The organism is Acinetobacter sp. Li1LvA2, assembly GCF_056156705.1.
This window is the reverse complement of record NZ_JBSICF010000001.1, coordinates 308,639-335,046: the sequence shown is the minus strand read 5'-3', so window position 1 is coordinate 335,046 and position 26,408 is coordinate 308,639. Positions and strand designations below refer to the sequence as shown.

At 35.0% G+C, this 26,408-nt stretch carries 23 protein-coding genes and 1 pseudogene; 10 read left to right on the top strand and 14 right to left on the bottom strand.

What is annotated here, in order from left to right:
- Positions 1 to 497: 497 nt before the first annotated feature.
- The 5 genes from ACS604_RS01510 to ACS604_RS01490 all read right to left on the bottom strand — a co-directional run bounded on the left by ACS604_RS01510 (position 498) and on the right by ACS604_RS01490 (position 7,210).
- Positions 498 to 2,267 (bottom strand): tannase/feruloyl esterase family alpha/beta hydrolase, encoded by a 1,770-nt coding sequence (locus ACS604_RS01510; RefSeq protein WP_474769621.1) that lies wholly within the window; start codon positions 2,265 to 2,267, stop codon positions 498 to 500.
- A gap of 214 nt (positions 2,268 to 2,481) precedes the next feature.
- A complete protein-coding gene (locus ACS604_RS01505; RefSeq protein ID WP_474770338.1) occupies positions 2,482 to 3,372 on the bottom strand; it encodes a LysR family transcriptional regulator in 891 nt (296 codons plus the stop codon).
- A 53-nt stretch (positions 3,373 to 3,425) separates the two neighbouring features.
- Positions 3,426 to 4,778 (bottom strand): aromatic acid/H+ symport family MFS transporter, encoded by a 1,353-nt coding sequence (locus ACS604_RS01500; RefSeq protein ID WP_474769620.1) that lies wholly within the window; start codon positions 4,776 to 4,778, stop codon positions 3,426 to 3,428.
- 47 nt (positions 4,779 to 4,825) lie between these two features.
- Entirely contained in the window at positions 4,826 to 6,115 is a 1,290-nt protein-coding gene (gene salA, locus ACS604_RS01495) for a salicylate 1-monooxygenase (protein ID WP_474769618.1), read from the bottom strand.
- 198 nt (positions 6,116 to 6,313) lie between these two features.
- Entirely contained in the window at positions 6,314 to 7,210 is an 897-nt protein-coding gene (locus ACS604_RS01490) for a LysR family transcriptional regulator (protein WP_474769617.1), read from the bottom strand.
- Positions 7,211 to 7,377: 167 nt separating this feature from the next.
- On the opposite strand from ACS604_RS01490, the gene ACS604_RS01485 reads away from it, so the two are divergent.
- The 7 genes and pseudogenes from ACS604_RS01485 to fghA all read left to right on the top strand — a co-directional run bounded on the left by ACS604_RS01485 (position 7,378) and on the right by fghA (position 15,802).
- Positions 7,378 to 8,826 (top strand): aldehyde dehydrogenase family protein, encoded by a 1,449-nt coding sequence (locus tag ACS604_RS01485; protein ID WP_474769615.1) that lies wholly within the window; start codon positions 7,378 to 7,380, stop codon positions 8,824 to 8,826.
- A gap of 69 nt (positions 8,827 to 8,895) precedes the next feature.
- Positions 8,896 to 9,987 carry an NAD(P)-dependent alcohol dehydrogenase gene (locus tag ACS604_RS01480; protein ID WP_474769614.1) on the top strand — a complete coding sequence of 364 codons (1,092 nt, stop codon included), beginning with the start codon at positions 8,896 to 8,898 and terminating at the stop codon, positions 9,985 to 9,987.
- A 76-nt stretch (positions 9,988 to 10,063) separates the two neighbouring features.
- Entirely contained in the window at positions 10,064 to 11,698 is a 1,635-nt protein-coding gene (locus ACS604_RS01475; protein ID WP_208753252.1) for an arylsulfatase, read from the top strand.
- 3 nt (positions 11,699 to 11,701) lie between these two features.
- On the top strand, positions 11,702 to 12,664 hold the full coding sequence (locus tag ACS604_RS01470; RefSeq protein ID WP_474769612.1) for a formylglycine-generating enzyme family protein: 963 nt from the start codon (positions 11,702 to 11,704) through the stop codon (positions 12,662 to 12,664).
- 535 nt (positions 12,665 to 13,199) lie between these two features.
- Positions 13,200 to 13,475 carry a metal/formaldehyde-sensitive transcriptional repressor gene (locus ACS604_RS01465; RefSeq protein ID WP_208753250.1) on the top strand — a complete coding sequence of 92 codons (276 nt, stop codon included), beginning with the start codon at positions 13,200 to 13,202 and terminating at the stop codon, positions 13,473 to 13,475.
- Positions 13,476 to 13,496: 21 nt separating this feature from the next.
- On the top strand, positions 13,497 to 14,606 hold the full coding sequence (locus ACS604_RS01460; protein WP_208753249.1) for an S-(hydroxymethyl)glutathione dehydrogenase/class III alcohol dehydrogenase: 1,110 nt from the start codon (positions 13,497 to 13,499) through the stop codon (positions 14,604 to 14,606).
- Between the two features lie 372 nt (positions 14,607 to 14,978).
- Positions 14,979 to 15,802 (top strand): annotated as a pseudogene (gene fghA / locus ACS604_RS01455) (S-formylglutathione hydrolase).
- Between the two features lie 338 nt (positions 15,803 to 16,140).
- Here the strand turns inward: fghA and ACS604_RS01450 are convergent.
- A complete protein-coding gene (locus tag ACS604_RS01450; protein ID WP_474769610.1) occupies positions 16,141 to 17,133 on the bottom strand; it encodes a TIGR03571 family LLM class oxidoreductase in 993 nt (330 codons plus the stop codon).
- 139 nt (positions 17,134 to 17,272) lie between these two features.
- Here ACS604_RS01450 and ACS604_RS01445 point away from each other — a divergent pair, with 139 nt between their 5' ends.
- From ACS604_RS01445 to ACS604_RS01435, 3 genes are all read left to right on the top strand, one after another.
- The gene (locus ACS604_RS01445; RefSeq protein ID WP_474769609.1) at positions 17,273 to 18,169 is read left to right on the top strand and encodes a LysR family transcriptional regulator; all 897 of its coding nucleotides are present in this window, start codon (positions 17,273 to 17,275) and stop codon (positions 18,167 to 18,169) included.
- A gap of 153 nt (positions 18,170 to 18,322) precedes the next feature.
- Positions 18,323 to 19,006: a TetR/AcrR family transcriptional regulator gene (locus ACS604_RS01440; protein ID WP_474769607.1), complete on the top strand. Its 684-nt coding sequence runs from the start codon at positions 18,323 to 18,325 to the stop codon at positions 19,004 to 19,006.
- A 22-nt stretch (positions 19,007 to 19,028) separates the two neighbouring features.
- On the top strand, positions 19,029 to 19,820 hold the full coding sequence (locus ACS604_RS01435; RefSeq protein ID WP_272329334.1) for a MipA/OmpV family protein: 792 nt from the start codon (positions 19,029 to 19,031) through the stop codon (positions 19,818 to 19,820).
- A gap of 113 nt (positions 19,821 to 19,933) precedes the next feature.
- On the opposite strand, the gene ACS604_RS01430 is transcribed toward ACS604_RS01435, so the two are convergent.
- The 8 genes from ACS604_RS01430 to ACS604_RS01395 all read right to left on the bottom strand — a co-directional run bounded on the left by ACS604_RS01430 (position 19,934) and on the right by ACS604_RS01395 (position 26,377).
- Positions 19,934 to 20,857 (bottom strand): LysR family transcriptional regulator, encoded by a 924-nt coding sequence (locus ACS604_RS01430; RefSeq protein ID WP_474769605.1) that lies wholly within the window; start codon positions 20,855 to 20,857, stop codon positions 19,934 to 19,936.
- Between the two features lie 111 nt (positions 20,858 to 20,968).
- Entirely contained in the window at positions 20,969 to 21,967 is a 999-nt protein-coding gene (locus ACS604_RS01425; protein WP_474769604.1) for an alpha/beta fold hydrolase, read from the bottom strand.
- Between the two features lie 22 nt (positions 21,968 to 21,989).
- Positions 21,990 to 22,643 carry a glutaredoxin 2 gene (gene grxB / locus ACS604_RS01420; protein WP_474769602.1) on the bottom strand — a complete coding sequence of 218 codons (654 nt, stop codon included), beginning with the start codon at positions 22,641 to 22,643 and terminating at the stop codon, positions 21,990 to 21,992.
- A gap of 14 nt (positions 22,644 to 22,657) precedes the next feature.
- Positions 22,658 to 23,011 carry a hypothetical protein gene (locus ACS604_RS01415; RefSeq protein WP_474769600.1) on the bottom strand — a complete coding sequence of 118 codons (354 nt, stop codon included), beginning with the start codon at positions 23,009 to 23,011 and terminating at the stop codon, positions 22,658 to 22,660.
- Positions 23,012 to 23,072: 61 nt separating this feature from the next.
- Positions 23,073 to 23,270 carry a tautomerase family protein gene (locus ACS604_RS01410; protein ID WP_208753241.1) on the bottom strand — a complete coding sequence of 66 codons (198 nt, stop codon included), beginning with the start codon at positions 23,268 to 23,270 and terminating at the stop codon, positions 23,073 to 23,075.
- A gap of 133 nt (positions 23,271 to 23,403) precedes the next feature.
- Complete coding sequence (locus tag ACS604_RS01405) at positions 23,404 to 23,949, bottom strand: RBBP9/YdeN family alpha/beta hydrolase (RefSeq protein ID WP_208753240.1); 546 nt, start codon at positions 23,947 to 23,949, stop codon at positions 23,404 to 23,406.
- Positions 23,950 to 23,979: 30 nt separating this feature from the next.
- Entirely contained in the window at positions 23,980 to 24,882 is a 903-nt protein-coding gene (locus ACS604_RS01400) for a helix-turn-helix transcriptional regulator (protein ID WP_208753239.1), read from the bottom strand.
- A 64-nt stretch (positions 24,883 to 24,946) separates the two neighbouring features.
- On the bottom strand, positions 24,947 to 26,377 hold the full coding sequence (locus ACS604_RS01395) for an NAD-dependent succinate-semialdehyde dehydrogenase (protein ID WP_208753238.1): 1,431 nt from the start codon (positions 26,375 to 26,377) through the stop codon (positions 24,947 to 24,949).
- Positions 26,378 to 26,408: the final 31 nt, after the last annotated feature.

Below are 26,408 nucleotides of genomic sequence, written 5' to 3'. Positions count from 1 at the left end.
TCAGACCGCTGCTCGACTTGTGTATTTGTTAAGCTTGCGCAAGTCTGTACGTCTATCTTATTCAGTACTATCTAATTTAGTTTAATTTATGACTAAAACCAAATCCATATTTCGAACTTGCTTACCTGCAATCATTAAAAACTTCCTGAACCACACAGCCCTGATCAGCTTTAATCGCATCGTCCATAGTCATCGCTTCAATGACGAATATCATAACTCAATCCAATTTAGAAAAGGTAGCTGTTGAGTATAGCCAAATCTCATATAAATTATTATTAAACTCATTTTGATCTATTCATCAATAAGTATTTTATTTAATTGAAATTTTATCTCATTAATGGGTATCTAAAAATTGTTAGCGATCTAGCACATCGAAAGATTCTAATAAATGGCACGTCATAAGCTAATTGTTATGCGTGCCGTATTTAATAAATCTAAGTAATTAAATTTATCTAATTAACCTTAAACAACATCATAAATATAATAAAATAACAAAATCACTCACACTTATAACTATTTGCTTGGTTAATATTTCCTGAAATATAAGAAATTTTCTTTGGATATAAACAAATAGGTAAACTGCGATCTTTAGTTGCCGAAGTTGCTACCATATCAGTAGGAGTAATACCTTTTTCAACCCAGTTAGTTAACTGTTGATATAGTTCTTCATTAGTTACTAATGCAACATTTGCATTGCTATTTGAAGTACCATTGCCAAAAGAATGTCCCATACCCGGTATAAAATAGGCTTGCATAAAGCTATTAACCACACTATCTCCCATAGTCGACTTCAATTGATTTATATATCTCATTGTTCCTTGTGGCATGATGAGCTCATCTGCCATTCCATGATATATAATCAACTTCCCACCTAAACTTTGAAACTTACTCAAATTAGTGGAGTCAGTATTAATATTTGAAAATTTATCTTGGAGTTCTATACCTTTTTTCTGAGTATCTGCTAGTTGCATATAATCAAATATGCGCCACTGATCTAATCCGTTGCTTTGCTTGTTAATAAAATTAGCTTGAGCTATTCGGCTATCTTGCTGAATTAAAGCAATTAAATCCGTAGAAATTATAAAAGGATTAGCTCCCGCTAAATAAGTTAAATTCGTGCCACGTGTAAGCCCAAACCAATTTTGCTTAGCGCTAAGATTCAAATTAAAACTATTATCTTGTGTAGGATCTGGTACAGAACCATCTTCTGTTTGTCCATACCATATTTTATTTACTGCTAAAGCTTGAGTTGGAGTTAAACAATTTTGTGTCTGATTATTTCCACAAATTAAACTTGCATCTTTGGTAGGATCATATTTACAAGAAGAAGGATCGAGCATATAGCCATAGCTTTGACCGTTAATCTGCCCACATATTTCATTTGCTCTATTTGACACTAAATTGAGCTGTTCAGCCGTTAAAAGATTACCATTTAAATCTCTTTGCATAACAATTTGGGGATAAAGTTCAGAGGTAATAAAGCGTGTCCAGTTGATTGCTGGTGCACCAGCAAGAACGCCATCAAAATCATCTGGATTCACTTGTACTTCTTTTAATCCCTGTCTACCACCTGTAGAAAAGCCATTCCAATAAGCATATTTCTGCTTTTCACCGTAATATTGCTTAGTTAATAGCTTACTAACTACAGCCATTTCATGAATTCCTCTTTCAGCGAAATCATGCCATAATTGAGTATTGATGGTCCCATCACTATTCATAGCAAAAGAACCGTTATTAATTACATGACCCGTATCAGTTTGTGCAGAAACAGCACCTTCAATAGTAGCAGTTTCAGCTGGTGAACCAGCTGAATCGTATCTGATACCTACAAGAATATTAGGATTTCGATGTTGACCTCCTACCCAACCACCGCCTCCTTTGACATGAATTCTTTTATTCCAATTCGCATGATCAGGTAACCAAATTTCAATACCAATTCCATCAGAATATGACGGTTCACCTTTATCTTGAAGATTAGTCTCAGGTCCTACTAGAACCTTAACGACACAAACGTTATTAGCTGCTGTACTAAAATTATTCTCAGTATTATCTTTGAGCTTTAATTCCTCACCTTTTTTAAAATAATGAGTACTAATAATTTTATAATTATTATCTTTAAAACTCTTACTTAACACTGAACTATCACAAACTCCCGATTGTTTTGCTTGATCCTCTTCATTACTATCAGAATTATTACATCCATACAGTACTAATGAAATTAAACTTAAATATAAAACTGTTTGTATTTTTCCTTTATGAGATTTCATTTTCCTCAATTCCTTTGAAAATAAAAAATTATTTAAGCATAGGGAGAAAAAAAATTAAAAAACTTTAAAGATATAAAGTTATACCCTAAAGAAGGTGCTGGGCTGTAACTATATTAATTTTATAATAGGATTCAATTATTATTTTAATAACAACAATTAAAATAATATAAATAATTAAACTAAATATAATTATAAAAATCATGTTTTTAAATTTCTAAAAAAACTCAAAAACATTTTTTAAGGTTTTAATGAACCATCTCCGTGCTTCTAAATCTTCATAATTGTTGTACCAGTTTACACTTACATTAAACGGTTTAACCGCGAAAGGTAGTTCAAAAATATTTATATCACTATTGCGCTCGTATACACGTGCTGCACGAGATGGAATTGTTACTAATAGTTCAGAATTAGTTACCACATCTTGCAGAACACTGAAATGTGGAACTTCTAGCATGATATTTCTTTTTAAACCTAGCTCTTTGAGTCTCTGATCAATTTCAATATGTCCAGTAGAAGATTTAATAGCAGCATGCTTTTCTATTAAGTATTGTTCTAAGGTCAGTTGATCTTGAATTCGAGGATGTTTTTTGTGAGCAATACACATGTATCTCTCTTCAAATAGATTTCGAGATTTTATTCTTGGCATTAAAGTATTGGTACTATTAAAAACTGCAACATCTAAGAAACCCTCGACTAACCATTCCTCAACTTGGTCAGAATTAATTTCTTCAATTTCAATTTTTATAAATGGTGCTTCTTTAGATAAATATTGGATCAATGAAGGTAGTAAGCAAATTTCACCTAAATCAGATAAGCCTAGACGAAAAATTCTTCTTGAGGTCTTAGGATCAAACTGCTGAACCGAAGCAATTGTAAATTCAATCTCTGCAACAGAATTTTTGAAACTTGGATATAAGTTTTGAGCCATTTTAGTGGGTTTAACACCAAATCTATCACGCTCAAATAACGGATCATTTAGAAATTTCCGTAATCTATTTAAATTATAAGTCACTGAAGGTTGACTTAAGTTAAGTCTCTCAGCAGCATGGCTAATATTTTTAGTTTCATATATGACTAAAAAAACTTTTATAAGGCTTAGATCAATCAATCTTAACATCCATATTAGATAGGGAGGTTGGTTACCTCCCTCATTAGAACTTAATTTTTTACAACTGTAAGCACTTTATTTTTATCTTTTAGACGATAGTAAATCATAGATACACTTATTACAGCGATCATACATGGAATTGCTAAAGCAAAAAAATTGTACATGATTGGCAAATTCAAACTGAGTAACCAACCACATAAAATTGGACCCAGAATTGCACCTAAGCGTCCTACACCTAGAGCCATACCTAAACCTGTTGTACGTATATTAGATGAATAAAATTGAGACATATAGGCAAGTAACAAAATTTGACCGCCAATAGAAGCTGCACCAGCAACCGCGATACAGATATATAGGATAGAAGTTGGTAAATTTAGACTCAATAAAATTAAAGCGACAGCACCACTAGTGAACAAAGTACAAAGTACCTTTGCTAGATTAAAGCGATCTGCTAAATATCCACCAAAGATTGCACCAAACATACCACCTATGTTTAAGGCAAATAGAAAAGCAAGACTAGTAGATAAATCATATCCAGCTTCAACCATTAATTTAGGCAACCAGTTTCCTAACGCATAAACCAAAATTAATGCCATAAAAACACTTATCCAGAATAGTAGAGTCACAGGTCCTCTATTCTCTGCAAAGATATCTTTTACGGGAGACTTTGAAATACTTTGATTTTCTTGATTTAAAACTATATGGGGTTGATTACTAAAACAAAGACTATCATCAATTTTTTTTAGAATTTGAAAAGCTTTTTCTGTTCTTTGACTTCTTACTAAATAGTCAATTGATTCAGGTAAGGCATACCAAATGATTGGTAATAACAATAGTGGTACTCCACCAATGATAAACATGATTTTCCAACCAAATTGTGGTACTAACCACATTCCTAATAATGCTGAGCACATCCCGCCGACGGCATATCCACTAAACATTAATGAAACTAGTGTAGCCCGTAGCTTTTTGGGTGCATACTCCGTCATTAGTGCAATGACATTTGGCATAACCCCCCCTAAACCGAGCCCAGCAAGAAATCGGAAAATACCAAAACTTTGTGGGTTAGTCGCGTAACCACATAACAAGGTAAAACCGCTAAAAAGTATAATGCATAGAGCAATTAATCTTTTACGACTAAATCCAAAGTTTTCCAATTTATCGCTAAGGCTACCAAAAATAATAGCCCCAAACATCATTCCGAATAATGCTACACTTCCTAAAAAACCAGCAGTAATTGGATCAATTTGCCACTCATGCATCAATTTGGGTAAGGCTACTCCGTAAATTACCAAATCATATCCATCAAAAATGATGATGAGAGCACTCAGAAAGATTACACGCCAATGAATCGGTCTCAGTTTGGCGTGATCTATAATTTCATTGGCATTAATTGTGTTCATAACAGACCTCCCTGGTCACATTATTTTGTCTTTTTAATCTATTTTTATTAAACAGACATACCAATTTGTTGATGTAATTGGCTATGAAGTGCTTTTTTTGCATCTTCAATATCAGTCTCTAATGAATGTTGCCATAACCAGTCAAATCTGTGAGTTAAGTGTTTACCAATAGCTTCAAAATCTTTGTATTCTTTTGAATATAACTCATATATTTCACCAGATTCATGAGATGTATACTGAACTTTTACAGCACGTTCAAGCCGAACTTCCTCATATATTTTGGAAACTACTTTGATTGTTTCACATGTTAAATCTGTATTTTCTAATAGCTTAGCCAAGATTAAAGCATCTTCTAACCCTTGACCTGCACCCGCACCTTGATGCGGCAACATAGCATGAGCAGCATCGCCAATTAGGATGACGTTACTTGTCTTATTTTGATAAGTCTTTAATGGTTGAATCTCATGTAAAGCCCAAATTGTTGGTGCATCTATTAAATCGAGTAAAGCCTGACAACTACTACTCCAATCTGCAAAATCAGCGAGCATCTCTTGTTTTGAGGTTGGTGATGTCCATGGTGTGTTTTCTGGTAAAGTAGTTTGCGTACGATCAGATTTAAATGCCACAATATTAATCTCTTCTCCCTGACGTATCGGGAAAGTCAAAATATGTTTATCCTTGCCTAAGAACATTTGTGGAACATCTGCTACTTCTAGATCATTACCTAATTTTTCAATTGCATCTTTAAAATCTTTAAACTTAATGATTCCTCGATATGCCCAAGTCCCAGAAAATTGAGGATTTACTCTAGGCAACTGATGCGAATCAAGAACATGATCTCGTACCACCGAACGAATTCCATCACACCCAATTACATAATCACATTCAACTTGATCTCCATCTATAAAAGTAATAGTTGTTTGATCATCAGTAGCATCAATCTGTTGAACACGTTTATTAAAATGTACATTTTCTAGTGGTACTAATGGAATTAGGGTATCAAGAAAGTCCGCACGATGTACCGAAGATTGGCCTACTGCTGGTGCAATAGATGCTGATAAAAATTCATCGGTATAGCCATTACGCCATTGGAACCAAATATCTGTGTAAGGAGCTTTTACTTTATCAGCAATAGCCTCATATTCTTGACTTAAACCTAATAATTGAATTGCTTTTACTGCATTTGCTCCAAAAGAGATTCCAGCCCCAATCTCTGAAAATTGAGGAGCAGCTTCATAAAGCTGCACATCTAAATGCTGACATTTTACTAATTGAGTTGTAAGAGCTAATCCTGCAATACCGCCACCGATGACAGCAACTCTAATTTTTTTATCCATCTTAGTATTCCTTACTAATTAACTTTGTTTTTTAATAATTCAATACTTTTGAGCATAAATCCAATTTATATTTTTTTACTTATACTATCCATTTTTTTGATATTACAAGAAAAGTAACAAAATCTCTTTTTTTAATTTTTATGAAGCAATCTGCATATAAGGGTTTAAAAACTATAAGTTTTTCATGCGATTCAGATATTAAGATTTCATTTTTTTAACTATAAAGTCAGCGAAGTACTTTATTTTAGGTTGGGTATAATTATTTTCTAAATACACCATATATAGACTTTTATGTAATGGGTTAAAGTCTTCTAAGCATTCAACTAATTTTCCAGAATCTAAATCATCTTTGATATCCCAATTTAATTTATAAGCTATACCCTTTCCATCTAAGGCCCATTTATGAATTATTTCACTACTATTGCTAGCCAAATATGGAGTCACTTTTATTATGTTATTTTTGCCAGAATCAATAAATGGCCATTCATTAAATGTATGCCTGTTCCTAATTAGACAAAGAGATTGATGATCAGACAAACTTTGAGGATTAGCGGGTTTTCCATATTTTTGGAAATAACTTGGAGAAGCACAATAAATTTTTTTGCCTTGAATGACAGGTACTGACATATAATCTGCTTCCAAAGGAATTTCGATCTGGAAAGAAAAATCAAGTTCTTGTTCCATTAAATCGACTTTGGAGTCTGACAACAATAATTCAATTTTTAAATATGGATATTGTTCTGCGAATTCGGTTATCCAACCAGCTAACCGTTGTTTTCCAAATTGATTAAGTGAGCCTATCCGTAGTCTACCTGTAAGAAAATCTTGCTGTCCTTGCAAGTTGCTTTCCATATTCTCAATTAACGAAACAATTTGCTGAGACTGTTCTAAAAAGAAAATACCTTTCTCTGTTAATTTAAAGCGCCGAGCATTACGGTCTATTAATTTCACCCCGAGTCTTTGCTCAAGTTGTGATAAGCGCCGACTCATCGATGGTAGTGAGCTTTCTAATAAGATTGCTGCACGAGTTAAAGACCCCGCTTCTACAATTTTTAAAAAAAAATCTAAATCACTAATTTTATCGTATGCACTCATACTTTCATCCTATGAAACATAAGCTCTCAAATTAGCTTACTTTATCTCCGATATTGTGATTATTATTATCTAAATTCAAAATATCGGATAGTTAATTTTGAATTTTTAGCTATTAGTTTATCGATACACTACAGAATGGATCTGAGTGCTTTCAAGGAGAAACACATATGTCACAAGTTCAAATTACTGGTTTTATAAATGGGGAGTTTTTACCCGTTTCCGATCAGATTCAACCTGTATATGATCCAGGGAATACCACTAATCAGATCGGTACTATTAGCAATACTAGCTTAAATGACGTAGAAAATGCTATTAAAGTTGCACATCAAGCATTCCAAAAATGGAAAGAAACTTCGATTCAAGAGAGACAAGAACTTTTAAAAAAATCTGCTGAACTCATTTTCCAACAAAAAGATTTATTAAAAGAATTATTGGTCGCTGAACATGGTGGAATGCTTTGGGAGGCAGAAACTGATTTTTACTTAGGTTCTGGTGTGATGAGTATGTACGCTCAAGCTCCAAATGATATTTTAGCTCCAAAGGAAATAGCAGAAGAAACAGGTTGGATCCGTATTCACAAAAGGCCTAAAGGTGTTATATCTGCAATTGTTCCTTGGAACATGCCAATTGTATTAACCATGATGAAACTGGGCCCACTATTGTTGGCGGGTAATACAGTAGTGCTCAAACCCTCTCCTTTTGCTGCACTAGCATTGACTCAGCTATTAGCAAAAATTGCTGGAATTTTTCCCAAAGGTGTTATTAATGTTGTACATGGTGATGCCGATGTAGGAAACCTTATGACAAGTCATCCACTTGTTCGTAAAGTTGCTTTTACAGGGGGAACTACGACAGGTGCAGCCGTAATGGCTAGCGCAGCACAATCAATTAAAGATGTCACACTTGAATTAGGTGGAAATGACGCAGCAATTATTTTAGATGATTCCAATTTTAAAGCGATTCTTCCTAAATTATTAAAAGGTGTATTTACACGTAGCGGTCAAATTTGTTTTGCAGTGAAACGTATATATGTACCGAAAGATAAGCTGGATCATTATTTCGATCTTTTATGTGAAGAAGTAGATAAATACAAAGTTGGGCATGGCTTAGATGTCGAAGCAAATTTTGGCCCACTCAACAATAAAAAACAGTGGTCAATCGTGCAGAAATTTATTGAAAATGCACAATCATCTGATCAATGTGAAGTACGCCAGTTAGGGCAAAAACTCAAACCAGAACAATGGGATAAAGGATATTATGTATTGCCGCATGTTGTGAAAACTTTGGATAACTCTTTAGAGATCGTACAACAGGAGCAATTCGGACCCATTATCCCATTGATTGGTTATGACAATGTGGAACAAGCGATTGCATATGCCAATGATAATGAGCAAGGTTTATGTTCGTCGGTTTGGTCAGAGAACATTGAACGTGCTTATGAAATTGCGCAGAAGATTGAGGCTGGCAGCACATTTATTAATAGTCATAGTTTCGATTCTTTGCAACTTGGTATGCCATTCGGTGGAATTAAACAAAGTGGTATCGGGCGTGAACTAGATATTAATGAAACATTAAAATCTTATCTAGAACCACACTCAATTCGCCTCATTAAGTAAAAACTTATTTTTTAACTCATATGTTATCTAGCCTCCAGCTAGATAACAGCTACATTTAAGGAAAAATGTATGAAAATTCAAGCAGCTCTAGCAAAAGAAAAAAATCACCCATTAGTTATTGAAGAAATTGAAATTGATGAACCTAAAGAAGATGAAGTTCTGATAAGAATAGTTGCATCTGGCATTTGTCATACCGATGCAGAATCAATCAAAGGCAATGGAGCTCCCTTTCCAGCGGTTTTAGGGCATGAGGGTGCAGGTATTGTCGAAAAAATTGGTTCTAGTGTCGCTAATGTAAATGTTGGAGACCATGTTGTATTATCTTATTCATATTGTAATTCTTGCTCTCAATGTCTGACTGGACATCACAATTTATGTGTAAGAACTGTCGAACTTAATTTTGGTGGTAAGTTGCAAGATCGCACCTATCGATTACATAAAGATGGTCAAGATTACTCGACATTTTTTGGTCAGTCATCTTTTGCCACCTATGCGGTAGCGAATAAGCATAATGTAGTGAAAGTTGATAAAGATGTTGATTTAAAATTATTAGGACCTTTAGGTTGTGGGATTCAAACTGGCAGTGGCACAGTGATGAATAGTCTGCATCCTGAACCAGGAACATCTATAGCAATTTATGGTTCTGGTGCTGTCGGACTCAGTGCTGTAATGGCTGCAAACATTTTGGGGCTTAAGCATATTATTGTTGTAGATATCCATGAAAATCGTCTAGAGATAGCCAAAGAGCTTGGTGCTACTCATGCGATTAATAGTAAAAATTCAAATGTAGTGGAAGAAATCAAAAAGATCACAGATGGTGGTGTTCATTATGCAATTGAAACGACTGGCGTCCCTATTGTTATTAAAAATGCAATTGATGCCTTAAGAGTAGCAGGAAAAATTTCTATCGTAGGTATGGGGGGGGATGTTACTTTAAATTTCACTAACGATATTTTGATGGAAGGAAAAACTATTGTTGGAACCATTCAAGGTGATTCTACTCCTCAAATTCATATACCTAAAATCATTCAATTTTATAAAGAAGGCAAGTTTCCTTTTGATAAACTTGTTAAATTCTATGAGTTTAAAGATATTAATCAAGCTTTCGAGGATTCAAAAACTGGTATAACAATCAAGCCAATAGTAGTTATTAATAATTAGCTTTTTGATAACAAGGAGAGATGAACATTAAGGAAATGTTCATCTCAAAGTAAATCAAATATAAAGGAATTTAATAATGCTAAAAAATATCATGCTACTTTCAGCCTCTTTAGCTTTTACTTTATCAACCTATGCTAAACAGCCAAATATTGTATTAATAGTAGCCGATGATTTAGGTTATTCAGATATAGGTGCTTTTGGAAGTGAAATTAGTACACCTAACTTAGATATGTTGGCAAAAAATGGTACCAAATTCACTAATTACCATACACCAGGAACTTGTTCCCCAACGCGTGCTGAATTACTTTCAGGAACGGATCACCATATTGCTGGTATCGGTGCAATGGTTGAAACTATGCAAGCAGATGCAGCAAAATTTGATTTAATACCAAAGCCACAATTTTTAGGTAAACCCGGCTATGAAGGTTATTTAAATGATAGATCTTTAACTATTTCCCAAATTTTAAAAAATAATGGTTATGAGACTATTATGGTTGGTAAATGGCATTTAGGATTTGAGAATAAGACTAATCCAATTAACAAAGGATTTTCCCAGTCATATGTTTTATTAAATGGAGTAGATTCACACTTCAAACAACTGCCTTCAGGAATGCAGCGTAAGACTATATACACTGAGAATGGGAAAAAAGTAGAAATACCAGATGATTTTTATTCAACTGATTTCTACACAAAAAAACTTATAGAATATTTAAAAAATGCAAAAACGGATAAACCATTTTTTGCATATGTTGCTTACACAGCCCCTCACTGGCCCCTTCAGGCACCAGAAGAATATTTGAATAAATATAAAGGGAAGTATGATAAGGGTTATGACTATATTCGTTTGAATCGTTTAAAGAAAATGCGGGCTTTAAATTTGATCCAAAATGAAAACACTGCTCGACTAGTTCCAACTGAACAAGCACCAAATAAACTAAATCATTGGACAAAATTATCTGCTCAAGAAAAAATGATAGAAGCACGTAAAATGGAATTATATGCTGCTATGATTGATAATATGGATAATAATATTGGTAAAATTATTAAGCACTTAAAAGAAACTAATGAGTATGATAATACTTTATTCGTATTTGTTTCAGATAATGGTTCCGAAGGTTTCTATAGAACAGCACCAGGTTATGATAATTCATATGCTAATTTAGGCAAACCCACATCTTATGAAACTATTGGTCCGAGATGGGCAGAAGTAAGTTCAACACCATTATATTTATGGAAAGGAACAGCTGCTGAAGGTGGTGTTTCTGCTCCAGCTATCATTAAACTTCCCAATTCAAATGAAAACAGAATAAGTAAAGAGTTTGTAAGTGTACGAGATATATTACCTACTATCTTAGATATCACTAAAACAAGCATTTCAATGCCCTTTTCTGATTCCAAAAAGTATAATCAAGTAACAGGCAAATCATGGTTTAAATACTTGAACGGTAAAAATAATTCTGTATATGGCAATGACTTCTATTATGCAGATGAATTGCACGGAGATGCTTATATAAGAAATAAAGACTGGAAACTTACTAGAACTATTACTAAGAATCTAGATGGGCCAGACTGGCGCTTATATAACATGTCTTATGATCGCTCTGAAACACGAAACTTGATTCAACGTTATCCAAATATCGCTAAAGATTTGGAGAAAAAGTATATAGAGTATACGAAAAAATATGGTGTGCAGGATTTTTTGACGGACTAAGCTATGAAAATATATCATTTTTTTAGCGTAATTATTATATCAATGATTGTTGGCTGCTCTAAGCAGCCGCAATCCCTACCCTCAACGCTTAATTTAGGAAATGACATTCGTTGTAAATCCTATTCTGGTTTACCAGACAATTGGTTGAAAGATAATTATGCTGGAATGGTACCTATTCCAGCAGGTGAAATAATTTTAGGTAATAAAAATGGTTATATTGAGGAAAAACCATTTTATACAGAAAAGCTATCTGTAAAAAAAATGTGGGCTGATCAAACTGAAGTCACCGTGGCTCAATTTAAAAGTTTTGTTGATGCAACAAGTTATGTTACTGATGCAGAAAAGCAAGGTGGAAGTGCTGTTTTTATTCAACCTAATAATGATAATTTCAATATGATGTCTTGGTGGAAATTTAAAAAAGATGTGTCTTGGAAGAATATTGACGGAAAATTCCCAAATTTAAATGAGCCTGTAAGATATGTAACTTACAATGATGCTATTGCATATGCTTCTTGGTTAGGGCGTGATCTTCCCACAGAACTTGAATATGAATATCTAGCTAAAGGATACAGTAAAAGTGAAGATATTGGCCCTATCGCACATGGTGAAATTAATGCTAATTATTGGCAAGGAAATTTTCCTGCTGATAACACAAAAGAAGATGGCTATATAGGAGTTGCACCTGTTGGGTGTTTTAAGAGTAATCCATTTCATATTTACGATATAATAGGTAATGTTTGGGAATGGACTCAAACTCCATACACAGGACCCCACTCAGATTTGCACATGGGAGATCCTAGTTCTGTTAATCATAAGCAACAGAATGCTCCAAATATGACAATCAAAGGGGGATCATTTCTGTGCTCAGCAAATTACTGTGCTCGTTACAGAGCAGCCTCTCGACATCCTCAAGAGCTCAATTTAGCAACCTCTCATGTTGGGTTTAGAACAATCATTAGGCAATAATAAAACATATTGCTTAGTTCTAGATAAGTACTGTTGTAAGTTGAGGTATTAGCATCATCAGTACTTATTTTAAATATAAGTCCAATTCAACACGATCTTGTGGCTCCATTTTTGACACACCTCTCCAACCTATTGGAAAAATTGCACTCCCTGCGAGTAGTGAATATTTGACTGTTAATCAATAGGACCCCAGTTCGAATCTATGTATCAGCACTATCATTAAATCTCATGAATATTTGATTTATGTTTTTTTATTGTTTGTAGGTTTGACTCAGTTCTGATCCAACGAACTATTTTGTGGTCCATTTGATCAATAGACTGATGGTCCAAATAGTTCATCGGAATTACTCTATTTTACTATCCAACACCTCCCCTCACTTAAGATATATCCCTTTAATATTATATGGTTATACATATTTTTCAAGTTTGGTGCTGAGATTATAAGCATTTATCATTTATTACATTTATAAAAGTTTCTTGTTACTCAATATACTATAGGGCACTATACTATAATAAAATTTAAGGAATTAACTTTATGCCAAATCAAGTCGAAGATAAAAAAAAGATTCTTACGCGTGTCAGACGAATTAAAGGTCAGACTGAAGCGATTGAAAAAGCGTTAGAAAGCAACGTGGAATGTAATGCCATTCTGCAACAAATATGTTCTGTACGTGGTGCCATTAATGGCCTAATGAATGAGATGCTAGAGGTTCACTTAAAAGACACTCTAGTATCTGGCGAAACTACAGAACAACAACGAAGCGAAGAACTTGCGGAAATAGCAAAGATTCTCAAGTCATATTTGAAATAAATTTGTGTTAGGAGAAATTCCATGAAATCACGTGCAGCTGTGGCTTTCGGGCCAGGAAAACCCTTGGAAATAGTTGAAATTGATGTCGAGCCACCACGTAAGGGTGAGGTGCTCATCAAAATCACGCATACTGGCGTTTGCCATACCGATGCATTCACCCTCTCTGGTGATGATCCTGAAGGCCTTTTCCCTGTCGTGTTAGGCCATGAAGGTGCAGGTATTGTCGTCGAGGTCGGTGAAGGTGTAACTAGTGTAAAACCTGGCGATCATGTCATTCCACTATATACCGCCGAATGTGGCGAGTGTCTATTTTGCAAATCAGGAAAAACCAACCTATGTGTAGCAGTTCGTGCTACTCAGGGCAAGGGTTTGATGCCTGATGGCACAACACGTTTCTCATACAACGGTCAGCCTCTATTCCATTACATGGGTTGCTCGACCTTCAGCGAATACACCGTTGTCGCCGAGGTTTCATTGGCCAAAATCAATCCAGAAGCCAATCCGGAACATGTATGTCTACTCGGTTGTGGCGTGACCACTGGTATCGGTGCCGTACACAACACGGCTAAGGTGCAGCCTGGTGACTCAGTGGCGGTGTTTGGCCTCGGTGGAATCGGTCTTGCGGTCATTCAGGGTGCACGTCAAGCTAAGGCAGGTCGCATCATCGCCATAGATACCAACCCAACCAAATTTGAACTAGCCCGTAGTTTCGGTGCCACTGAATGCATAAACCCCAAAGATTACGAGAAGCCGATTCACGAGGTTCTTATCGAGATGACTGGCTGGGGCGTGGACCATACCTTCGAGTGCATTGGTAATGTCAATGTGATGCGTTCTGCGCTAGAAGCAGCTCACCGAGGCTGGGGTCAATCAATCATCATTGGTGTTGCTGGTGCTGGTAAGGAAATTTCGACCCGCCCGTTCCAATTAGTTACTGGCCGAAGTTGGAAGGGCTCTGCCTTCGGGGGCGTCAAAGGACGTACCCAACTTCCAGGCATGGTAGAAGACGCAATGAAAGGTGAGATCGACCTCGCCCCATTCGTCACCCATACCATGGGGCTCGATGAAATCAACGAAGCGTTCGATTTGATGCATGAAGGTAAGTCGATTCGTACTGTCATTCACTATTGATCCATGGATCGCTACCTGATTTTTCAGAATCAACCATCAAGGAAACACTTTAATAGCTACTCCAGTAATTTCTGGTAATGACATTTTCTCCCATGTATTCCTCGGCGCAGTCGACCTTAATAAGTTGGTTGCATTCTACGATGCTGCCTCTGCAGAGGTGAATGCATTTCATGCAGCTGGCCTCGCTGTGGTGGCACCGATGAAGGTCAGTCTGGCGCACGTGGCCTACCTGCGTGATCTAGCTGATCACAAGGTCTGTGCCTATACATTTATTTAAACCGCGGTGAAATATTTTTAACTAATCCAAAACAGGATGACAGATCTTATTGATTTGCACCTGAGCACCAACTCATTGAAATAAGGAGAAAATCTATGAAGCGTATTGAACATTATGCCAGCTTCTAGGGTTGGCAGGACGTTTTTCAGCATGAGTCAAAAGTGCTTGACTGCATGATGAAGTTTGGAATCTACCTTCCACCTCAGGCTGAGCATGAAAAGCTCCCAGTTCTATACTGGCTCTCAGGTCTGACCTGTACCGAACAGAACTTCATCACCAAGGCTGCGGTACAGCAGTATGCCGCGCAACACGGAATCCATTGTTGTAGCCCCAGATACTAGCCCGCGTGGAGAGATGGTTGCCGACGATACAGCGTATGATCTTGGTCAAGGTGCGGGGTTTTATGTAGATGCCACAGAGCTAACCTGGAGTGATCATTATCAGATGTATTCCTATGTAGTCGACGAACTGCCAGCCCTGATAGAAGCGAATTTCCCTGCATCTTCAAGACGCAGCATCAGTGGGCGGTCATGGCGCTCTGGTTATTGCCCTTCGCAACCCCGGTCGCTACGCTAGTGTCTCGGCGTTTTCACCGATCGTGGCGCCTACGCAAGTTCCATGGGGGCAGAAAGCTCTGGCAGTTTACTTGGGTGACAAGAATCTGGATGCTTGGAAGCAATATGATACGGTCGAGCTGATCCGCATGGCGCAAGAACGCTTACCGCTGCTTATCGATCAAGGGCTTAGCGATGAATTTCTAGAGCACCAGCTTCGACCTCAACTGTTGCGTACGGTGTGTGAACAGATGAATCATCCGCTGACGCTCAATTTTCGGCCTGGTCATGACCATAGCTACTACTTCATTTCGACCTATTTGAGCGAACACATGGCCCATCATGCGGCTGCATTGAATCGCTGAACATTAGGAGACACTGATGATAGTAATTCCTCCTAAAAAAGGTCCTAAAAGAAGAATTTTTTTGCTAAGATGGAAGTAAGAGATTCTAGATGACAACATCAAAATACTGATATCAAGATCATATCCATTTTAAAACGGGCGGAGTTTGGGAAACCTGTAATCGCCCTCTGTTGTGAACACGATATGAGTAATACAACTTTTTTTATAAATGACACGCCAAATATAGCGGTACGGATGTTTAATCCCTAAAAATCTGTTTCTACCAACATTTCATATTACGCTTCAAAAGAATATGTTCCTAATTTAGTCTGGAAAATAAAATCGTAAATCAAGCATTATTAATTTACGTCCTTTGAAGATAAACTAGGGAAAATTGGTAGCAGATGCTCACCTAATTCATCAATTACTTCTGAAGCATGCCGACGTTGTGGTTTAAAGTGTAAAGCTACATGTGACACTCCTTGATCTTGTTGTCGCAACCATAATTCACGTAAAGAATTCCGTCCACCTCGGAGTACTCTCCCTGATTGAATTGGAGCATTTGGATCACGATCTAAATCAAATAATGTCCCATAAGCATAGGGCTTAAACACATTCTCTGGGCTTGCTGCACGCCAATTTTTAATGATATCTGGAATATGTATAGGGTTTGATATATAAGACATAATTCCATCAGTATTATGTGTTGTCCACTCAGTTGTTTGACCAGCATGTCCAATCACAATAGTTGGAATTCGAGATTTGACAGGTTTTGGTATTAAATCTATTTTTCCACTAAGTTTCCCATAAAATTTAGATTCATGAACAGGCCAATCTTCTTCTGTTACTGCTCTTATAATAGATAATGCATCTCTAAAGCGTTCGGCACGATTATCAAAATCTACTCCAAATGCAGGATACTCAATAGGTCTATCCCCAGTCGCTAATCCCAATATTAGACGTCCACCTAATAATTGATCTACAGTTGTTGCTTGTTTAGCTACAATTAAAGGGTCTCTTAAAGGTAATACAATTCCAGCTGTACCTATTGTAATCCGACTAGTGATTGCTGCTAAAAAAGCAGCATAAGTTAGTGGATCTAATCCCTGACCTACATCACCAAAATTTGGATCATAAAAAGGAACATCTCTTAACCAAATTGCAGAAAACCCGGCACTATCAACTTTTTTTGCCATTTCAATATGATCAACTAGAGCCGGTCCGGGTGTATAGGGATAACTCTCTAAAGGAGCAATAAAACCAAAAGTTAAATGATTGGGCTGAAAAACTTGTGAATATCCAGTGTGATGCTTCAATTCTTCAGGAAAACTAGCAGAAGTTAATATTGTCATTCCTAACTCATCAAAAAAAATTGTAATTATTCAAATAACTTGAATAATTTGGAAAGAAGGCATAACTGTAAAGCTTTCTCTTAATGAGAAAAATAGGCTAATATTCCAAACATATAGGACAGTTTAGATGTAATAAGCTATGTCAATAGATTATTTTGGTGCATTAAGAGCGTTTGTATATTCAGCTGAACTACGTAGTTTTACTGATGCTGGAAGAAAATTAGGAACAACCTCATCGGCAATAGGAAAATCAATAGCAAAATTAGAAAATGAATTAGGTGTAAGCTTATTTCATCGGTCAACAAGGGCCATTACGCTTACAGCGGAGGGCCAACTATTCCTAGAAAGATCCCAGCGAATTTTATCTGAATTTGATGTAGCAAAAATTGAATTAGCTCAAACCAAATCAGCCCCCAAAGGAAAATTAAGAGTTGGATTTCCTCAATTTGGCATACATCTGATGCACAAATTCACTAAATTCCAAAAACTATATCCAGAAATAGAATTGGAATTAAGTTTTAGTGATCAACTTGTTAATATTATTGAGGATGGCTTTGATATTGTAGTTCGAGTTGGAGAAGTCATAGATTCAAGGCTTAAAATGCGCCACCTAACTTCATATCAACATTTACTAGTTGCCTCACCTTTATATTTGACTGAGTATGGTTTTCCCGCACAGCCAGCAGACTTAATTCATCATAAATGTTTGTACTATCAGTATCCCACAAGTAAAAAACTTGTTGATTGGCCATTAATTGATATTAATGGAGTAGCAAACAATCTACCAATTTCAATAATTTCTGACACAATAGAGCCTTTACAAACAATGGCTGAAGCTGGATTGGGAATAGCATTACTACCTGATTTTATGATTAAAAATTCTATAGAAAATGGGAACTTAACAATAATACTTGAAAATTATATTAAAGATATTCGTAGTGTATACATCTTGTGGCCCTCTAGTAAGCAAACTCTACCAAAGATAAAGGTCTTTATAGATTATATGATCAACACTTTTGGTGAATCCTTCAATTAAAAAGCATAACCACACAAGTAAATGCCAAAATAAATATTGGGCTAAATTTAGCTAATAGATCAATCCCCTATTTAAATAAATAAAAATAATTAGCTTATTGACTATAACGAAACGATACAGTATCGTTTCGTTATATTGTTTTAGAGCAAAATTATGTCAAGAAGTAAATCCTCAACTGTTCGTAATGCTTTTCTAATTGCTGCTAAAGATATCTTTCTTGAAGTGGGGCTTGAGCAAGCAACAATGGATGCTATTGCTGCCAAATCAGGTAGTGCTAAATCAACCCTATATAGATATTTTGAATCAAAAGAAGCTTTATTTTCAGCGTTAATAAACGAAGCATCTAGTCTTAATGACAATGAAATGATGAATTTTTTATATCAAAGTGGAAATTCATCGCAAAGTAATATTTCTTTTGAAGATTTTATCAATTCTTTAGAATTTTCAACTCAGGAGGGTGATATTCAAGAGGGGCTGATTAAGTTTGGCCAATATATCATTACTAATTTCTACACTCCCAAAGCATTGGCTGTAAGACGAATGATGATTACTGCATCAACTAATTCTGAAATTGGTCAACAGTTTTATTTACAAGGTTCTGCTAAAGTTATTGAAAAATTAGAAAATATTTTCAAACCATTAATTAATACCGGTTACTTTTATGAATCCAATCCACATGTTGTAGCCTGCCACTATTTTGGTCTTTTAGGATCAGAAATTAATGAAGCAAGTCTCTATAACGTCTCTTTAGATCTTAATGATAAAGAAATTACATCGATGGTCCATCGATCAGTAGAAACATTTATGCGTGCATATCGCTCACCAAATTTTAAATGAAACTCTTTATTAGGAAATAATTATGAGTATAGATATCTCCCCTTTAATAGAAATGCGTATTACAAGATCCTCTTTATATTGTATTTCCATTTTATTAATTTCTAGTAGTGCTATTGCTGAAACATCATCCATCACTGAAAAAGAATCAAAATTTGGATTAGGACTCGGTGCAGCTCTGGTTCAAAAGCCTTATCAAGATATAGATACAGAAGTATTACCAATCCCTATTATATCTTATGAAAATAGATGGATTGATATTTCTCCACCTCGTGCTGATTTTAAAATTAATTCAAATGATAAATTCTCAATGAGACTGCGAGCTCGTTATGCTGGTGATGGATATGACTCGGATGACTCACCTTATCTGCAAGGTATGGCTGAGAGAAAAAGTAGTATTTGGGCTGGTGGTGCAGTGGTTTACAATTCAAATATTGCACAAGTTTCTGTAGAAGCTTTGACCGATGTCTCTGAATATAGTAAGGGTTCTCGTGCTAAATTAATAATTGAAAAGCGTTTTCAGTATAACTCATTAGGTTTTACACCTCGAATAGGTGCAGAATGGTTGGATGATAAATTTATAGACTATTATTATGGTGTCGATGCATCGGAGGTCAGAGTTGGAAGAAATCTATACGATGGAAAAGCCACGACTAATATAGATGTTGGGGTCCGATTAGATTACCGTCCATCTCAACACCATATATTCTTTATGGATGCTGGTACTACAATTTTAGGTTCCTCAATTAAAGAGAGTCCTTTAGTCGATAAGTCAGCCCAGACCATCTATAGTTTAGGATATGTTTATAGGTTTTGATAAACATATCTTTAAGAAATAAATAATTTAAGTGAGATATATTTTTAATACATCTCATTTAAAATCTAAAGCTAAAAATCAAATTAACTATTTTAAGCACTACTTAAATAGTTCTAACAGAATTTATTCTGTTTTGACAATGTTATTAACTCATTAATAACGTAACGTATTCCTGGTAATAAATTAGGATTACGTGGCCAAATAAGGCTAAGCTTTGTAGGTGAAGGGTTTAAATCTGGCAAAATAAGACTTAACTCTTTATTTTCAATGTATTCTCTTATTAATGATAGCTGAAATTGCATGATGCCTGCCCCGAGCAAACAAGTTTCAATCATCGCATCACCATCACTAATTTGATGGCGTGGTTTAGGATAAAACCTAAAATCTTGCTTTTTTTCGTTTTTTAACAGCCAGCCTAATGGAACTGCTCCCCTCCATGCCACAATACAATCATGATTGTGCAAATCTACTATACTTTTAGGAGTTCCCCTTTTTGAAAGATATTGAGGTGAAGCACATAAAACTAGTTGTTGATCATTCAAATCTTTAGCTACTAGGTCTAAGCTTTCTTTTACCTCACCAAATCGAATTGCTAAATCAAATCCTAAGTCCTGAGGGTCAATTACTTTTTCATTAAAATTTATAATAAAATTTAATTCAGGATAAACTGTCGACATTTCCATTAAAATTGGCACCATAAACTTTCTTCCAAAAGCTGATGGCATATCAATTCTTACGGTCCCTGAGGGAACTTTTAAATTGGAGCGTAATGTATTTTGGGCAGTTTCTAGAGTTTGCAATGCTTCTAAACAACTTTGTAAATATTGTTCACCTTCGGTCGTTAATGACATTTTTCTAGTACTTCTATGAAATAGTTGGACTCCTAGTTTTTGTTCCAATCGACTTATACTTTTTCCAACAGCAGATCTCGATATTCCCAATTCATCAGCAGCTTTTGTAAAACTTTTTAATTCAGCAGCGGTAATAAAATAAATTAAGTTTTTTAAAGAATCTAAAGAAAGAGCGCTAGAAATCATATTTCATATAATCCTAAATAAAACTTATGAAAAACAAGTCAATATAAAGCTAACTGATCTCATCAAAGTACTTACCTTTATGATCAGTTAGCTCTTTTTGTCTCAACTCTATTAATTTTTTCCTTGAACGAATTCACTTATATCCTTAGAGAATCTAATAGGATTTTTGAAGGCCAAGAAATGATCTCCATCATTATCATTATAAATGAATAATTTAGAATTCTTAATTTTTGAATTCATCCATTTTTGACTTGGAACATTATTACTATATTTACCAGTAAAGATTGCAGTTGGTACATTTATCTTGTACTGAATAACATCTTCCCAGTTATTTGTAGCATGATCAAATAATACTTGAGCCATTTTTTCAGGTGAGTTTTTAATCACACTTTGTGAGAATTTTTCAGAATTTTGGAAGTACGCTGAATCCTGAACTTGATATCTAGAAAATACATTCATATCTACTACCAATTGGTTAGTAGGTTCATTTTTTGTGAAAGCACTTATCATACGTTCTGGAGAGGTAGTCATTGCTCCCAAATTTAAACGTTTTTCTTCTGTCCAATCATCATGCGAATAGATAGAAACAGGTTCGTCTACAAAGGCTAACTTACTAATTTTATCTGTACCAAAGAGGTCAATGTAACCCCAGATAACAGAGGCCCCCATTGACCAGCCCACTAGATTAGCTTTTTCAAGTTTTTCATGATCTAAAAACTCTTTTAGATCCATACTAAATCTAGAAATTCGTGAACCATAATTAACTTTATCCGATAAACCTTGATTTCTCGGATCTATAACATATACATGATAATGTTTGCTTAATAGATATATGACATTAATAAATTCAGCTCCATTAGCAGACCAACCCGGTACAAAAACAATCGGAGTACCTTCACCAGCCTCCCAATAAGCAATATTTACATTATCGCTCGTTTTAAACTTCTTAATTTCTAACTCTTTAAAATCAGATAGTTTTTCAGGAAATCCTTTTATCTTATTCGGGAACACATAATCTTGCCCGATTTCATTAACAGCGTTACCAGCAAAAATGATTGGGCTAAGACTTGTCAATACAATACCTAATGAAACTCTCAGTAACTTATTCATAATTCTGCCTATATTAATTGACCTAAAGGGCTATATCATTATGCAAAGATATTCCAGATTGTTTTGACATTTCATTCATCCATAAGGAGACTTGATCTGGCCATTGAATATCTTTAACAATTGATAACGAACGTAAAAGGGGGAAAAGCTTTATATGGGTATATGACCAACAACCTGATAGTACAGTCTCATTTTCAGTATTAATCAGACTATTTAATACTTCTAGTTGGTCATTAATCTTTGTAATTTTTTCTTTACTTTGCTTCAATAAAATTGAGAAATCACCTAAGAGCGATTGTTTTTTATTGATAAAGTAAATCTTAGAAGAAAGTGTAGAAAATTCTTTAAAATTCGAAAAAGCCCAACGAGGAATTGCCAATTCGTATATTAAAGAGGTTGATTGATTGATCCAATTTTCTATATCATTATTTGGTTCTAAAACTAAATTGGGTTTACCAAATCTCTTATCTATCAGCTCTATAATTTCTAAACTTTCACCTAGATATTGACCTTTTTCAACTTCTAAAATAGGCAAACTTTTTTTCCCTATCATGTTAATAGGAGTTTCTTCATCATCGTTATTCAGAATGACTTCTGTGTACACGATTTTTTTAAGACCAAAGATCATTCGTGCTCTTGTACAAAATGGACAATGATCATAGATATACAGGTTCATTTTATCTATTACCTTTACTTTGAAAATCCATCAAAAGGTGAAAGATAAATAGCACCAAACTTATTTAATCTTTCCTGTTCAATCGCATTTGGATTTCCATAAACAGTCAGTTCTGTAACTGTCGCCAATTGTAGAAATTCTTCCGCAAAAGGAGCAAAAGTTACATCTATATGCGATAAAAGAGAATTTTCCATATAGCGTTCTACAATATGAACACTATTTTGCTTCTCATCTATACTGTACACATAAGTTAATGTTCCAGCTTCTTCTTTAGTTTTATTGACAATCTTTTCAACTAGTTTCTTAAAAGCCGGTAAATTTTCGTGTTCTATATTTAATTTAAATACAGATATAATTTCATTATTCATCTTAATACCTTCATTTCTGTTAGGGTAAGTAGGTGTACACATACACCTACTTATAGGAAAATTACCCTTGTTTTTTCAGTGTTTCTGAAAATAATTCACCAGATATGGCCCAATTTTCAACGGATACATCATTGAAAATTACATAGATATATTTCGGATCGATATTTGCATGTTTAGATATTGCTTCCGTAACTTCTTTTGCAATAGCTGGCTTTGCTTCATCACGACCTTCAAATAATTGGATATTTACAACTGGCATATTTGTTCACCTATAAAAAAGATTCATAGCCAATTTAATTAACTATGAATCTTTGATAAACAGGCTCAGCTTCAACATATTGTAGAAAAAAAGGCTACAATTGAATCTTTAATAAATTAATTCCCTGATTCTTTTATAAAAAATCTATTATTCTTTTAAATTCAATGTAGCCATCTGAATCTAAAAAGTGACCTGCGTTTTCTTCTGCCACCAAATTAGCATTTAATAATTCAGCCAATTTCTTAGTAAAAACAGGATTAACAATTGGATCATTAGTAGAATAAAATACTACTATATCATTTGCTTTAGACTTAATATGTTCAAAATTAAGATTACATTTTTCAATAAAATCATCTAGTTCTGGAAATAAAGGTAAACTTTCAGTAAAGCCGCCAATTAATATTAACTTAGAAAAAGCAGGACCATGATAATTTGAAAGATAGTGAAGTAGCGATATACATCCTAAACTATGAGCGATAAGAGTATTATTTTTATGGAGATGAATTAACCCTTCTGCAACAGCTATATTCCATTGATCAAATTTAGGATGGCTAGGTTCAGGAAGTTTTATAATTTCTAAAAATTCATTTTTATTACTTAGCTCTTGTTTAAGCCAAGGAAACCAATGTGAATTTATAGATGCTAAATATCCATGGACTAAATATGTTTTATTTTCCATTTTTTAATCTCTTTCAGATAATTACATTTATTAATGATTACATTTAAATTCAGCTGGGGTCATATTCAAAAATTTCTGGAAAACCCTAGAAAGATGACTTTGATCACAAAATCCTGACTCTAAAGCGACAGCTTTTAAAGGAATATCCCGTTTTGAAATGATCAAACTTTTTGCATATTCAATTCGAAGTTCCATAATGTATGCAGCTGGGGATAGACCAAAATCAACTTTAAATTTCCGCATCAAATGTGCCACACTCAAATGCACTAAATGAGCTAAGTCCTCTAAAGTAATTTTCTGACCTAGGTTTTCGTGAATATATTCACGCAGAATTTTTCTTTCTGCAGAAGTAAAACCTGATCTAGAGCGTCCTTCTTTAAATTCAAGTTTCGCATATTGCCGTAATAGATGTAGGCATATCTGGTTTTTAATACCTTCAATATATAAGTTTCCACCTATACCGCCTGAATGTAATTCAGATTCAAGAAGCGATGTTAAGTTTGGTAATACGTTATCTTTAACACCTACTTGATCGCGAATTCTTATTGAATCGATATCATAGTCAAATACTTGATTCGCTACCTGAGAAATAGAGCTATGGGAAATATAGACATGGCGGACTTCAATATCCGTATTCCAAGCCCATCGTGCCTCTTCTCCACATGTCAATAATGAGATATCGCCAGGCTGGATGTCTTTAGACTCCCAACCTTCAGCTGTTTTTCTTCTCATTGTAGTAGCTTTTTCACGATAATTTACAATCATATAATCTCTCATCGCCGGAATGAGAACATTTAAGTCATTATAAATATATCCTCTTACAGCAATATCTTGCCAATCGGTCTGAGAGCTATCAACTGTAACTTCACCTGGTACCCACAAAACTACTTCCTCGGGTGTAATTAGGTGTTCAGCATCTTTTAGTATACTCATTTAACTTTCATCCTTTAAGCCAAATAAGAAATGCAGAAAACTTTAGATAAGGTTAAAAATTCCCTTAATTTAACTGACTAATAAACTTAGTATTTAAATAACCATCAAAGCTTTCCACACCCCCTTCACTACCATGTCCACTATCTTTAATTCCACCAAATGGCGTTTCTGCTAATGCCAAGCCTATATGGTTAATAGATACCATACCGGCTTCTAAACCTCTAGATAATGCATGTGCATTTTTCGTACTTGTTGTAAATGCATATGATGCCAAACCAAATGGTAACCGATTGGCTTCTTCCAATACTGAATCTATTGATTTAAAAGGAATCATACCTACGATTGGGCCAAATGGCTCATCATTCATAAATTTAGTATCATTGCTTAAGTCTGCCAAGATTGTTGGTGCAAAAAAGTTCCCTTTACCATCTAAGCTATGGCCACCAGCTAAAATAGTGGCTCCATGTGAAGTAGCATCCTCTACAAAATCTAGCATTGAATTTACGCGCCTTGTTTGAGCTAGAGGTCCCATCTGATTATTACTGTCTAATCCATTTCCAACTTTTATTAACTTTGTACGTTCAACAAATTGTTCTGTAAAGTTTTTATAGACATTTTCATGTACATAAAATCTAGTGGGACAAATACATGCTTGTCCAGCATTTCGGAATTTATAAGCAGCTAAATGCATTACGGCTGCATCAATATCAGCATCTTCACAAACAATTACTGGAGCATGTCCTCCCAATTCCATGGTAGTAGGTTTCATAAAGGATGCAGCTAAAGCAGCTAGTTTTTTTCCAACTGGAGTAGAACCCGTAAAAGAAACTTTACTTATAATAGGTGAACTAATTAAGTAGTTTGAAATAAAATCAGAATCTCCCCAAACAACATTTAGAACTCCTGCTGGCAATCCGGCATCATGAAAAAGTTGTGCTATTGCCATCACAGCACTAGGAGTATCACTAGAACCTTTCACAATAATACTGCAACCGGCACCAATAGCAGCAGAAACTTTACGGATAGTTTGATTAAATGGAAAGTTCCATGGCGTAAATGCCAAACAGACGCCTACTGGTTCACGAACTACAGATTGTTGAACATTATTGTTTCTTGAGGGAATGATTCTTCCATAAATTCTTCTACATTCCTCAGCATGCCATTCAGCATGCTCAGCACACACTGTAACCTCCCCAATTGCTTCATGAAGAGGCTTACCTTGATCCAGAGTAATATTCTTACCAATAATTTCAGCCCTTTCCCTAGCCAACTTACCAACTTTTCTTAAAATTTCACTCCGAACTAAAGGAGAAGAATTTTTCCAAGAATGAAAAGCGCTTTTAGAGGTTTCAAGGGCAAAATTTAAATCATCGGCAGTCGCACATGGAAAAGTGCCCAAAATCTCTTGAGTTGCAGGATTCAGAATTTTCTTTTCTTGTCTACCATTAGCACTAATAAATTCGCCATTAATATATAGTGAGGCATTTGGATACATTGAACAATTCCTTGTAGCTTTCTATAAAAGT